A 12088-nucleotide genomic window follows, 5' to 3' on the forward strand; every position below is an offset into this window, starting at 1 on the left:
CAATGAACAACTTTTTCAAGCGCACACTGGTCGCCGTCGTCGCGCTCGCGGCCATGGGCGGCGCCGCGGCCCAGGTGAAGGAACGCACGCTCAAGTTCGCGTTCCAGAACCAGACCGGCCACCCGCAGGCACAAGGCGCGCAGAAGTTCGCGGATCTCGTCGCCGAGAAGTCGGGCAAGAAGATCACCGTCAAGCTGTTCCCGGGCGGCACGCTCGGCGGCGACCTGCAGACGGTTTCGGCGCTGCAGGGCGGCACCGTCGAGATGACGGTGCTCAACGCCGGCATTCTGACCGCGCAGGTCAAGGAGTTTGCGGCCTACGACTTCCCGTTCCTGTTCAACAACGCGCAGGAAGCCGACGCCGTCACCGACGGCCCCTTCGGCCAGAAGCTGCTCGCCAAGCTCGACGAGAAGAACCTGCACGGCCTGGGCTACTGGGACCTGGGCTTTCGCAACCTGACCAACAGCAAGCGCCCGATCGCCAAGGCCGAGGACATCGCGGGCCTGAAGATCCGCGTGATCCAGTCGCCGATCTACATCGACCTGTTCAGCACGCTCGGCGCCAATGCCACGCCGATGCCCTTCCCGGAGTTGTACTCGGCGCTGGACCAGAAGGCGGTCGATGGCCAAGAGAACCCCAACACCGTGATCGCATCGTCGAAGTTCGCCGAAGTGCAGAAGCACATCACGCAGACGCGCCACATCTACAACCCGCAGGCGCTGATCATCAGCAAGAAGGCCTGGGACGGCATGAGCGCCGAGGAGAAGAAGATCATCGGCGACGCCGCCGCCGAAGCCACCAAGTTCCAGCGCCAGGCGTCCCGCGCCGCGGCCGACACCGCGCTCGACACGCTCAAGAAGGCCGGCATGACCGTGACCGAACTCCCGCCGGCCGAGATGGCCAAGCTGCGCGACAAGGTCAAGCCGGTGATCGACAAGTACACGGCCACGGTAGGCGAGGCGACCGTCAAGGAACTGATGGCGGAGATCGCCAAGGTTCGCAAGTAAGGACGGCTGACCGACATGATTTCCGGCAAGACCATCCTCGTCGCGCACCTGGGCTTTCCCACCGAAAGCTTCAAGGCGCCGATGATCTACAACCCCTGGTTCGAGAAGCAGGGCATCGACGCCGTCGTGGTGCCGATGGGCGTGAAGCCCGAGGACTATCCCGCGGCTTTCGCCGCGCTGTTCCGGCTCACCAACATCCGGGGCGCTCTGGTGACCATGCCGCACAAGATCACGACCATGGGCCTGGTCGACGAGGTCACGCCCACCGCAAAGATTGCCGGCGCCTGCAACGCGGTGCTCAAGCGCGCCGACGGCACGCTGGTGGGCGACCAGTTCGACGGCGCCGGCTTCGTGCGCGGTGTGCTGCGCAAGGGCTGCGCGCTCGAGGGCGCGCGCGTGCTGGTCTCCGGAAGCGGCGGTGTCGGCTCGGCAATTGCGGCCTCGCTGGCCGCGGCCGGCGTTGCGCAGATTGCGCTCTTCGATGCCTACGCGGCTTCGGCCGAAGCGCTGGCCGGGCGCCTGCGCACGCACTATCCGGCGCTGGCCGTGTCCACCGGCTCGAACGATCCGGCCGGCTTCGACCTCATCGTCAATGCCACGCCGCTGGGCATGAAGGAAGGCGATCCACTGCCTTTCGACGTGGACCGCATCGCGGCCTCGACCTTCGTCGGCGAAGTGGTCATGAAGTCGGAATACACGCCGCTGCTGCGTGCCGCCCGGGACAAGGGCTGTGCCGTGCAGGTGGGCACCGACATGCTGTTCGAGATGATTCCCGCGTACCTCGAGTTCTTCGGCTTCGGCACGGCGACGGCCGATGCGCTGCGTGCCGAGGCGAAGATCAGCTACTGAACAGTGTGCAACGCCGGCCCTGCGCTGTGCGGGGCGAGAGAAGACGCGGTGTAATGCTGTTGCGCTCACTCGATTTTTTTGACGCAAGAAGACATTCACCATGAGCATTTTTGAAGGCTTTCTTTCCACGTCCGAGACGCTTTCCGCCTTCAGCGACCACAATTTCGTCGACGCGATGCTGCGCTTCGAAGCCGCATTGACCCGCGCGCAGGCCGCGCTCGGACTGGTGCCGGAGGCGGCCGCGCATTCGATCGTCGGCAGCTGCAAGGTCGAGCTGTTCGACGTGGCCAAGATCGTGCGCGACAGCGGCCGCGCCGGCAGCGTCGCGATTCCGCTGGTCAAGGCCCTGAAGGAGGCCGTGGGCCTGTTCAATCCCGCCGCCGTGCCCTTCGTGCATTTCGGCAGCACCAGCCAGGACGTGATCGACACCGCGATGGCGCTGGTCACGCGCGAAGGCATCGCGCTGATCGAAGCCGACGTCGACCGCGCCATCGAGGCGCTGCTGCAGCACGCCGCACAGCATGCCGCCACGCCGATCCTTGCGCGCACGCTGATGCAGCCCGCGTCGGTCACGAGCTTCGGCCTCAAGTGCGCCGGCTGGGCCGCGCCGCTGGTGCGCAGCCGCGCCCGCCTGCGCGAGGCCGCGCGCCATGCGCTGAGCGTGCAGCTCGGCGGCGCCGTCGGCACGCTCTCGCAGATGAAGGGGCAGGGCCCGGCCGTCGTGCAGCGCGTGGCGGACGAGCTCGGCCTCGGCAATGCCGGTGCGACCTGGCACACGCAGCGCGACGAATGGGTCGCGCTCGGCTGCGAACTGGGGCTGCTCACGGGCAGCCTGGGCAAGATCGCGCGCGACATCGCGCTCATGGGCCAGTACGAGGTCGGCGAGGTGGCCGAGCCCACCGAGCCGGGCCGCGGCGGCTCCTCCGCGATGCCGCACAAGCGCAACCCGGTGGCGGCGATGGTTGCCCTGGCCGCGGCCCAGCGTGCACCGCAGCGCGTGGCCGCGCTGCTGGCCGCGATGCCGCAGGAACACGAGCGCGCACTCGGCGGCTGGCAGGCCGAGCTGGCCGAATGGCCGCAACTGCTGATGTCGGCGCACGGCAGCGCGCGTGCCCTGGCCAGTGCGCTGCCGGGCTTGCAGGTCGACGCGGCCCGCATGCGGGCCAACATCGACACCCTGCGCGCGGAGCTGCCGCGCGAGGCTGCGGACGAATGGTTCGACCCCGCGCTGGCCGGCCCCGCCGGCGAGACCGCGCTGCGGCAAGTCGCGGCACTGCGCGCCCAACTGACTGCGAAAGACACCCCCTGATGACCGACAAAGCAAGCACCACACCCCCGAACGACTACGAAGCCGGCCTCGTCAACCGCCGCCGCGTGCTCGGCGACGCCTGGGTCGACAAGTCGCTCGCCAACCGCAACGCGTTCAACGCCGAGTTCCAGGAACTCATCACCCGCCATGCCTGGAATGACATCTGGGGCCGGCCCGCGCTCGGCGACAAGACGCGCCGCTTCATGGTGCTGTCGATGATGCTGGGCATCCACGCCTATGAAGAATTCGCGATGCACGTGCGCGCGGCGCTCGACGGTCCGCCCGAGTCGCGCCTGACGCCCGAGGACATCAAGGAAGTCATCATGATGGCGGCCATCTACTGCGGCGTGCCGGTGGCGAACCACGCCTTCGGCATTGCGACCGGCATCCTGCGCGAGAAGGGCTTGCTGGCCGCGGCCGCGCAGTGACCGGGCCGCGCATCCGCAAGGACCGGTTCGAACCCGGCTTCGGCCTGCTGCTGCCGCTGCTCCTGGCGGCGCAGCCCGTGGCCACCGACAGCTACCTGCCCGCGCTGCCCGCCATCGCGAAGGAGCTGGGCTCGGCCAGCACCAGCCTTACGCTGTTCGTGCTGGCCTTCGGCTTTGCGCAATTGCTGTGCGGCCCGCTGGCCGACCGCTTCGGCCGCCGGCCGGTGCTGCTGGCGGGGCTTGGCTGCTACGCCATCGCGGCGCTGGGCGGCGCCTTCGCCGGCAGCGTGGCGGTGCTCGCGGGCTGGCGCACGCTGCAGGGCTTTTCGATGGCGGCCATCCTGGTGTGCGCACGCGCCGCGGTGCGCGACCTCTATCCCGCGCACGAAGGTCCGCACGTCATGGCGCGCGGGCTCACGGGCCTGGGCGTGGTGGGGCTGCTGGCGCCGCTCCTGGGCGCATGGCTGGTGCAAGGCGCCGGCTGGCGCTGGGTGATGGCGTCGATGGCGTTCTACGCGCTGGTGCTGCTTGCCCTCTGCTGGCGCTCGTTCGCGGAGACGCGGCGGCCGCTGGCGGGCGAGCTTTCGGCACCGCGCGGCAGCACCCGCGCCGTGTTCGCGAGCCGCAGCTTTCGGGCCTGGGCCTCGGTGGCCGCAACCACCTACGGCGGCCTTTTCTGCTTTCTGCTGCTGTCGCCGATGGTCTACATCGGCTACCTGGGCTGGTCGCCCGCGATGTACGGCTGGATCCCGGCCGGCGGCTCGCTGGTCTACATCTTCAGCACCACCCTGTGCCGGCGCCTGCTGCGCAGGTACGGCCCGGTGGGCACCGTGCAGCTGGGCGCCACGCTGAGCATGGCCGGCGCGGCGATCCAGGCGCTCGGCTGCTGGCTGGCGCCGCACAGCGCGCTGCCGCTGCTCGCGGGCCACGCGGTCTATTGCCTGGGCCACGGCATCCACCAGCCCTGCGGCCAGGCCGGCGCCGTGGGCGACCTGCCGCACCTCGCGGGGCGGGCCGTGTCGTGGTCGGGTTTCGGCATGATGATGGTGGCGTTCAGCGTCGGGCAGATGGCGGCGCAGTTCGTCGACACCGATTTTTCGAACGGCGCCTGGCCGATGGTCGTTCCGATGCTGCTCGCGGGCTGCGGATTGCTGACCATCGCGTTCCTCTGGCTGCCGCGTCTTCAACATCCGATGAAAGAAAAGGAATCACCATGACCCGTTTGAACGTCGTCCGCGAAGGCAGCGGTCCTTTTGTCGTGCTGAGCCATGCGCTGGGCTGCGACCTGCACATGTGGGACGGCGTGGCCGAGCAGCTTGCGCGTGCCCACACCGTGATCCGCTACGACCACCGCAACCACGGCGGCTCGCAGGTGGTGTCGGGTGCGCTGCGCGTGGAGACGCTGGCGCAGGACGCGGCCGAGCTCATCCAGCGCGAAGGCGGCGGGGAGCCGGTGCACTTCGTCGGGCTGTCGATGGGCGGAATGACCGCGCAGGCGCTGGCGGTGCGCCATCCCGAGCTGCTGCGCAGCGTGGTGATCGCGAATTCGTCGGCCCACTACCCCGACCAGTCGCCGTGGCGCGCGCGCGCCGAGACGGTGGCCGCCAAGGGCGTGGCCGCCATCGCACCGGGCGCGGTGGCGCGCTGGCTCACGCACGGCTATGTCACCACGCAGGAGGGCAAGGCTGCGGCCGAGGCGCTGCACGACGTGCTGGTGCGCACCGATGCGCAGGGCTACATCGAAAGCTGCAACGCCGTGGCGGCCATCGATTTCCGCGAGGGCAACCGCCGCATCGCCGTGCCCACGCTGGTGATCGCGGGGCTGCAGGACGAGGCCACGCCGCTGGCGATGTCCGAAGCCATCGCGGCCGCCATTCCCGGCGCGCGCCTGGCCACCATCGATGCGGCGCACCTGAGCGCGGTGGAGCGGCCGGTCGAGTTCACCCAGCTGCTGATCGATTACTGGCGCAGCCTTTGAGAAATGCGGCTTCGGACGCCTGGGTCCGGCCTAGGTCTAACCCCTATTTCGTGCGAATAGTGCACGCATGCGTTCGATGATCGAACACTGAGTGCGCGCAGAGCGTTGTAGGCGACGGCGGGTGTTCCTACAGTCACCCCCATGCATCGCTCCATTGCCACCGTCTCCCTCAGCGGCACGCTTCGCCAGAAGCTCGAAGCCGTTTCAGCCGCAGGCTTCGAGGGCATCGAGCTGTTCGAGGCCGACTTCGTCAACTTCAAGGGCAGCGCCGCCGAGCTGCGCCGCATTGCCTCGGACCTCGGCCTCTCGATCGACCTGTACCAGCCGTTCCGCGATTTCGAGGGCATGCCCGAGGCGCAGTTCCGCCGCAGCCTGGAGCGCGCCGAGCGCAAGTTCGACCTGATGGAGGCCATGGGCGCGCCGCTGATGCTGTGCTGCTCGAACACCTCGCCGCTCTCGGTGAACGACCCCGCGCTGGCCGCCGCGCAGCTGCACGAGCTCGCGGAACGTGCCGCGCGCCGCAATCTGCGCGTGGGCTTCGAGGCGCTGGCCTGGGGCCGCCACACCTCGCTGTATGGCCAGGCCTGGAACATCGTGAAGCAGGCCGACCACCCGCAGCTCGGGCTGATCCTCGACAGCTTCCACACGCTGTCGCTGAAGGACGATGCCACGGGCATCGCCGCCATCCCGGGCGACAAGATCTTCTTCCTGCAGATGGCCGACGCGCCGCTGCTGTCGATGGACGTGCTGCAGTGGGCGCGCCACCACCGCTCGTTCCCGGGGCAGGGCGATCTCGGCGTGATCGGCTTCTTCGAGCAGGTGCTGCGCGCGGGCTACACCGGCCCGCTGTCGCTGGAAATCTTCAACGACCTGTTCCGCGAAACGCCCAACCGCCGCACCGCGGTGGACGCCATGCGCTCGCTGCTGTACCTCGAAAGCGAGGCGCAGCGGCGGCTGGCTTCCTCTGCCGATGTGCCGGCGCTGAAACCACAGATCGAGCTGTTCAGCCCGCCGCCCGTGCCGGCGCTCTCGGGCCTGTCGTTCATCGAGTTCGCGGCCGATGAGGCCTCGGCCGGCACGCTCGGCGCGCTGCTGGAGCAGCTCGGCTTCCGCCGCGTCGGCCGGCACCGCTCGAAGGCCGTGGCGCTGTACCGCCAGGGCGAGATCAACCTGATCGTCAACGCGCAGCCGGATTCGTTCGCGCGCAGCCGCTTCGAGGCGCACGGCACCTCGGTATGTGCGCTGGGCGTGCGCTGCGCCGATCCGCTGGCCGCCGTCGAGCGTGCCACGGCCATGCGCTCGCAGCGCCACGACAGCCCGGTCGGCCCGAACGAATTGCGCGTGCCGGCCATCGTGGCGCCGGGCGGCAACCTGATCAACTTCGTGCCCGAGGCCCTGGGCACCAACGGCCTGTACGAGGCCGACTTCATCCTCGAGGAAGACGCTGCGGCCGATGTCCGCGGCGCCGGCCTCGCGCAGGTCGACCACGTGGCGCTGGGCCTTGCGCTCGACCAGCTCGACACCTGGGTGCTGTTCACGCGCGCCGTGCTGGGGCTGGAGCCCGGCGAAAGCCTGGAGCTGGCCGACCCCTTCGGCCTGATCCGCAGCCGCGGCGTGGCCAACGCCGATCGCAGCGTGCGGCTGGTGCTCAACGTGTCGCTGAGCCAGCGCACCCGCACCGCGCGCACGCTGAGCGTGACCGGCGGCGGCGCGGTGCACCACATCGCGCTGCGCTGCGACGACATCTTCGAGAGCGTGGCGCGGCTGCGCGCCGCGGGCACGCGCTTCGTGCCCATTTCGGACAACTACTACGAGGACCTGGCCACGCGCATCGACCTGGACCCGGCGCTGCTCGCACGGCTGCGCGCGGCGGGCGTGCTGTTCGACCGTTCGCCCGCGGGCGACTACCTGCACATCTACACCGAGAACATCGAAGGCGGACTCTTCTTCGAACTGGCACAGCGCACCGCGGGCTACGACGCCTACGGCGCGCTCAACGCACCCGCGCGCATGGCATCGCAGGCGCAGCAATAAATAATTTTTTCGTCAACCCGGAGACAAACCATGGCAACCATCACGGCCCACGAGCCGAAAGGCAAGCACCAGTCGAAGAAGGCCACCGCGAGCGGCTGGATCGGCTCGGCGCTGGAGTACTACGACTTCTTCATCTACGCCACCGCGGCGGCGCTGATCTTTCCGCAGATCTTCTTTCCCAAGGGCGACCCGCAGATCGCGATCATCGCGTCGCTCGCGACCTACGGGGTGGGCTACGTCGCACGGCCGATCGGCGCGCTGCTGCTGGGCCACTGGGGCGACACGCACGGCCGCAAGACGGTGCTGATCCTGTGCATGTTCCTGATGGGCTTTTCCACCATCGCCGTCGGCCTGCTGCCGACCTATGACCAGGTCGGCCTGTGGGCACCTGCGCTGCTGGTGGTGCTGCGCCTGATCCAGGGCTTCGCCGTGGCCGGCGAGATTTCGGGTGCAAGCTCGATGATCCTGGAGCACGCGCCGTTCGGGCGCCGCGGCTTCTTCGCGAGCTTCACGCTGCAGGGCGTGCAGGCCGGCCAGATCATGGCGGCCGCCGTGTTCCTGCCGCTCGCGCACTACATGGACAAGGAGGCCTTCAATTCCTGGGGCTGGCGCATTCCGTTCCTGCTGAGCTTCATCGTCATCGTGGCCGGCTACATCATCCGCAAGGAAGTGGACGAGACCCCCGCCTTTGCCGAAGTCGAGAAGAGCACAAAGCCGAAGGCGCCGGTGATCCAGGCCGTGACCGAGAGCTGGGGCGACATGCTGCGCGTGCTGCTGTGCTCGCTGATGAACGTGATCCCGGTGGTCGCGACCATCTTCGGCGCCGCCTACGCGGTGCAGCCGGGCTACGGCATCAACTTCGAGAAGGACATCTACCTCTGGATTCCGGTGATGGGCAACATCCTGGCCGTGATCGTGATCCCGTTCGTCGGCAACCTGTCGGACAAGGTCGGCCGCCGCCTGCCGATCGCCGTCGGCGCCATCGGTTCGGGCCTGCTGTCGTTCGGCTACCTGTATGCCATCAGCATCCACAACGTGCCGCTGGCCATCGTGATGTCGCTGCTGATGTGGGGCGTGGTCTACCAGGGCTACAACGCCGTGTTCCCGAGCTTCTATCCGGAGATGTTCCCCACCCGCACCCGCGTCTCGGGCATGGCGATCTCGCAGAACATCGGCACCGCCATCACGGCGCTGCTGCCGGCGCTGTTCGTGGCGGTCGCGCCCCCCGGCGCCGCCAACATCCCGCTGACCGTCGGCGCCATCACGCTGGCGATCTGCGCCATTGCCGCAGTCTCGGCCCTGAGCGCGCGCGAAACCTACCGCGTGCACATGAACGACCTCGGCAACCCCGATGCGGTGCCGGTCGACAAGCTCGAATACGACCGGCTGCGCGAAGAAACGCTCGCCACCGCACGCATGGCCGCCAAGGCCGCGGCCTGAAGACCTTGCGCGCACCAAGGGCGTCGGGGCGATGAAAAATGGCGGGCATGACCTCCCATCTCAAGATCGATTTCGTTTCCGATGTTTCCTGCCCCTGGTGTGCCGTCGGCCTGGGCTCGCTCGAGGCGGCGCTGCGGCGCCTCGCGCCCGAGGTCACGGCGGAACTGCATTTCCAGCCTTTCGAGCTGAACCCGCAGATGCCGCCGGAAGGCCAGGACACCTTCGAGCACCTGAGCCAGAAATACGGCTCCACGCGTGAACAGCAGGCGCAGTCGCGCGAGATGATTCGCCAGCGCGGGGCCGAGGTGGGCTTCGAGTTCAGCCCCGAGGGCCGGCCGCGCATCTACAACACCTTCGACGCCCACCGCCTGCTGCACTGGGCCGAGCTCGAAAGCCCGGCCCGGCAGGCAGCGCTCAAGAAGCTGCTGCTGAAGGCCTATTTCACCGACCGCCAGAACCCCTCCGACCACGAGGTGCTGGTGCGCCTGGCCGCCGAGGCCGGGCTCGATGCGGCGCGGGCCCGCGAGATTCTGGCCAGCGGCGAGTTCGCGCGCGAAACCCGCGAGCGCGAACGCATGTACATCGACGCCGGCATCCATTCGGTGCCCGCGATCATCATCAACGACCAGCACCTGATCTCGGGCGGCCAGCCGGTCGAGGTGTTCGAGCGCGCCTTGCGCCAGATTGCGGGCGCTGCACCTGCTAGCGTGGCGGTTGCCTGACTTAGCCGGGGCTTAGGGCCTGTTCACACTAGGCAAGGGGTCGCGAAGGTAAAGTGCGTCAACGCGGAGCGGGGCACGGCGGTTGAGGAAGCGTTCTCGAACCGCCGTCACTCACAGGAGCTCCGAAGATGAAGAAGAAAAGCCTCATCGCCGCATTCGTTCTCATGGCCGCCGCCTCGCTGCCCGCGTTGGCCGACGAATACGGCAGGCACCCGTTCTACCTGCACGCCCTGTCCGACCTGCGCACGGCCGCCTGGAAGGTGGAGCACCGCCGCCCCGAAGACGGGCAGGTCTCGCGCGACGAGCAGGTGGTGCTCGACGAGATCCACGCCGCCATCGGCGACCTGCAGCACGCGGCGTGGCTCGACGGCAAGCCCGTCGAATGGCGCGAGCCCACCGACGCGTGGCTGCCGCGCCAGGGCCGTCTGCATGCGGCGGTCGACCTGCTGCGCAAGGTGCGCTCCGACGTGGCGCGCGAAGAAGACGACCCGCGCTCGCGGCCGTTCCAGCAGCGCGGCCTCGCGCATGTCGACGCGGCGCTCGGCACCGCGCAGCACGCCATCGGCGACGTGCGCCGCCACGACCTGCGCACGGAGTGAATGCGGTGGCGGCCGCCGCTTCGCAGTGGTTGTTCTCCCCGCGACGCGTGTCGATGGCGCTGGCTGCATGCGCACTGGCCCTGCTCGCGGCCTGTGCGGGCGCGCCGGAGGAGCATCGGCCGCTGGTGTCGGTGTCCCTGCCTTCTGCACCCATGAACGAAGCCGCGCGGCTGCGCTGGCTCGACCGCGTGGGCTGGGGTGCCAATGCGAGCAGCGAAGCGCAGCTGGCGCGGCGCGGCCTGCCGCTTTGGATGCGCGACCAGCTCAATCCGCGGCCCGCGCCGCTGCCGCCCGCCGCTCAGGCGCAGATCGATGCCATGGCCATTTCGCGCACGCCGCTCGACCAGCTCGTCACCGGACTCGACGCGCAGCGCAAGACCGCCGATGCCTTGCCCGACGAAGACCAGAAGAAGGCCGCGCGCCAGGCCTACCAGCGGCGGCTCAACGAGCTGGCGCGCGAGGCGCAGCAGCGCTTCGTGCTGCGCGCGCTCTATTCGCCCAACCAGCTGCAGGAGCAGATGACCTGGTTCTGGATGAACCACTTCAACGTCAACCTGCGCAAGGACAACATCCGCGCGATGGTGGGCGACTACGAAGAGAACGCGGTCCGCCCGCATGCCCTCGGCAGGTTCCGCGACCTGCTCGGCGCCACGCTGCACCACCCCGCCATGCTGCGCTACCTCGACAACGCGCAGAACGCCGCCAACCGCATCAACGAAAACTATGCGCGTGAGCTGATGGAGCTGCACACCATGGGCGTGGGCGGCGGCTATTCGCAAGCCGACGTGCAGGAACTCGCGCGCGTGCTTACCGGCGTGGGCGTGAGCTACCAGCCGCTCGACGCGCCGCCGCCCAACGTGCGGCCGGCCCTGCGCGCCGACTACGTGCGCCGGGGCCTGTTCGAGTTCAACCCCAACCGGCACGACTACGGGCCGAAAACGCTGCTGGGCCAGCCCATCCAGAGCCGCGGACTGGCCGAGGCCGACGAGGCGCTCGACCGGCTGGCGCGCGCGCCGGCCACCGCGCGCTTCATCTCGCGCAAGCTCGCCGTGTACTTTATCTCCGACGATCCGCCGCAGGCACTGGTCGAGCGCATGGCCGCGGCCTTCACGCACAGCGACGGCGACATCGCCCTCACGCTCAAGGCGATGTTCGAGTCGCCCGAATTCGCCGCCTCGCTCGGGCGCAAGTTCCGCGACCCGGTGCACTACGTGATCGCCGGCGTGCGGCTCGCATACGACGAGCGGGTGGTGACGAATCCGAATCCGATGCTCGCCTGGATCAACCGCATGGGCGAACCGCTGTACGGCCACGAGACGCCCGACGGCTATCCGCTCAACGAAGCCGCCTGGGCCAGCGCGGGGCAGATGAACACGCGCTTCGAGATCGCGCGCGCCATCGGCGCCAACGGCGCCGTGCTGTTCCGCACGGACGACAAGGCGCCGCTGGAGAAACCCGCATTCCCGCCACTGGCCGATTCGCACGCGGTGCGCGCCATGCAGGCGGGCCTGGGCGCGGACACGCGCGAGGCGCTGGCACAGGCGAAGAACCCGCAGGAGTGGAACACCTTCCTGCTGGCGTCGCCCGAGCTGATGCGCCGCTGATCGAGGTTTTTCTCCCTCCCCCCGGGGGAGGGCAGGGGTGGGGGCAAGCGGCGTTCGATGCCGCACAAGGCGAGACAAGCGCCGCCGGACCCCCATCCCAACCTTCCCCCGGAAGGGG

At 69.0% G+C, this 12088-nt stretch carries 11 protein-coding genes; all 11 read left to right on the forward strand.

All coding sequences use genetic code 11. The annotated features are described in order from the left end of the window. Positions 1-2: 2 nt before the first annotated feature. The 11 genes from L1081_RS04310 (at position 3) to L1081_RS04360 (ending at position 11970) form a co-directional block, all read left to right on the forward strand. Entirely contained in the window at positions 3-1007 is a 1005-nt protein-coding gene (locus L1081_RS04310) for a DctP family TRAP transporter solute-binding subunit (RefSeq protein WP_489415343.1), read from the forward strand. A gap of 15 nt (positions 1008-1022) precedes the next feature. Continuing rightward, positions 1023-1856 carry a shikimate dehydrogenase family protein gene (locus tag L1081_RS04315; protein WP_489415344.1) on the forward strand — a complete coding sequence of 278 codons (834 nt, stop codon included), beginning with the start codon at positions 1023-1025 and terminating at the stop codon, positions 1854-1856. A 100-nt stretch (positions 1857-1956) separates the two neighbouring features. Further along, complete coding sequence (gene pcaB, locus L1081_RS04320; protein WP_489415345.1) at positions 1957-3165, forward strand: 3-carboxy-cis,cis-muconate cycloisomerase; 1209 nt, start codon at positions 1957-1959, stop codon at positions 3163-3165. Beyond that, the gene (locus L1081_RS04325; protein WP_489415346.1) at positions 3165-3593 is read left to right on the forward strand and encodes a carboxymuconolactone decarboxylase family protein; all 429 of its coding nucleotides are present in this window, start codon (positions 3165-3167) and stop codon (positions 3591-3593) included. The genes pcaB and L1081_RS04325 overlap by 1 nt, the downstream gene beginning before the upstream one ends. Beyond that, complete coding sequence (locus tag L1081_RS04330; protein WP_489415347.1) at positions 3590-4810, forward strand: MFS transporter; 1221 nt, start codon at positions 3590-3592, stop codon at positions 4808-4810. The genes L1081_RS04325 and L1081_RS04330 overlap by 4 nt, the downstream gene beginning before the upstream one ends. Beyond that, entirely contained in the window at positions 4807-5571 is a 765-nt protein-coding gene (locus tag L1081_RS04335) for an alpha/beta fold hydrolase (protein WP_489415348.1), read from the forward strand. Before L1081_RS04330 ends, L1081_RS04335 begins: the two co-directional genes overlap by 4 nt. Positions 5572-5712: 141 nt before the next feature. After that, positions 5713-7605 (forward strand): TIM barrel protein, encoded by a 1893-nt coding sequence (locus tag L1081_RS04340; protein ID WP_489415349.1) that lies wholly within the window; start codon positions 5713-5715, stop codon positions 7603-7605. A gap of 30 nt (positions 7606-7635) precedes the next feature. After that, positions 7636-9045 carry an MFS transporter gene (locus L1081_RS04345; RefSeq protein ID WP_489415350.1) on the forward strand — a complete coding sequence of 470 codons (1410 nt, stop codon included), beginning with the start codon at positions 7636-7638 and terminating at the stop codon, positions 9043-9045. Between the two features lie 38 nt (positions 9046-9083). After that, entirely contained in the window at positions 9084-9767 is a 684-nt protein-coding gene (locus L1081_RS04350) for a DsbA family protein (protein WP_489415351.1), read from the forward strand. A gap of 128 nt (positions 9768-9895) precedes the next feature. Beyond that, entirely contained in the window at positions 9896-10366 is a 471-nt protein-coding gene (locus tag L1081_RS04355; RefSeq protein WP_489415352.1) for a hypothetical protein, read from the forward strand. Between the two features lie 53 nt (positions 10367-10419). Continuing rightward, positions 10420-11970, forward strand: coding sequence for a DUF1800 family protein (locus tag L1081_RS04360; protein ID WP_489416860.1), 1551 nt, complete (start codon positions 10420-10422; stop codon positions 11968-11970). Positions 11971-12088 lie beyond the last annotated feature (118 nt).

Source organism: Variovorax sp. MSC1_012 (assembly GCF_023667525.1).
In the GTDB taxonomy this organism is placed as follows: Bacteria; Pseudomonadota; Gammaproteobacteria; order Burkholderiales; family Burkholderiaceae_C; genus Variovorax; species Variovorax beijingensis_B.

Excerpts from the sequence above, each read along its gene's own strand:
- L1081_RS04325 (WP_489415346.1), top strand. The coding sequence starts at position 3,165 with ATGACCGACAAAGCAAGCACCACACCCCCGAACGACTACGAAGCCGGC.
- L1081_RS04355 (WP_489415352.1), top strand. The coding sequence starts at position 9,896 with ATGAAGAAGAAAAGCCTCATCGCCGCATTCGTTCTCATGGCCGCCGCC.
- pcaB (WP_489415345.1), top strand. The coding sequence starts at position 1,957 with ATGAGCATTTTTGAAGGCTTTCTTTCCACGTCCGAGACGCTTTCCGCC.
- L1081_RS04335 (WP_489415348.1), top strand. The coding sequence starts at position 4,807 with ATGACCCGTTTGAACGTCGTCCGCGAAGGCAGCGGTCCTTTTGTCGTG.
- L1081_RS04350 (WP_489415351.1), top strand. The coding sequence starts at position 9,084 with ATGGCGGGCATGACCTCCCATCTCAAGATCGATTTCGTTTCCGATGTT.
- L1081_RS04360 (WP_489416860.1), top strand. The coding sequence starts at position 10,420 with ATGGCGCTGGCTGCATGCGCACTGGCCCTGCTCGCGGCCTGTGCGGGC.
- L1081_RS04310 (WP_489415343.1), top strand. The coding sequence starts at position 3 with ATGAACAACTTTTTCAAGCGCACACTGGTCGCCGTCGTCGCGCTCGCG.
- L1081_RS04340 (WP_489415349.1), top strand. The coding sequence starts at position 5,713 with ATGCATCGCTCCATTGCCACCGTCTCCCTCAGCGGCACGCTTCGCCAG.
- L1081_RS04345 (WP_489415350.1), top strand. The coding sequence starts at position 7,636 with ATGGCAACCATCACGGCCCACGAGCCGAAAGGCAAGCACCAGTCGAAG.
- L1081_RS04315 (WP_489415344.1), top strand. The coding sequence starts at position 1,023 with ATGATTTCCGGCAAGACCATCCTCGTCGCGCACCTGGGCTTTCCCACC.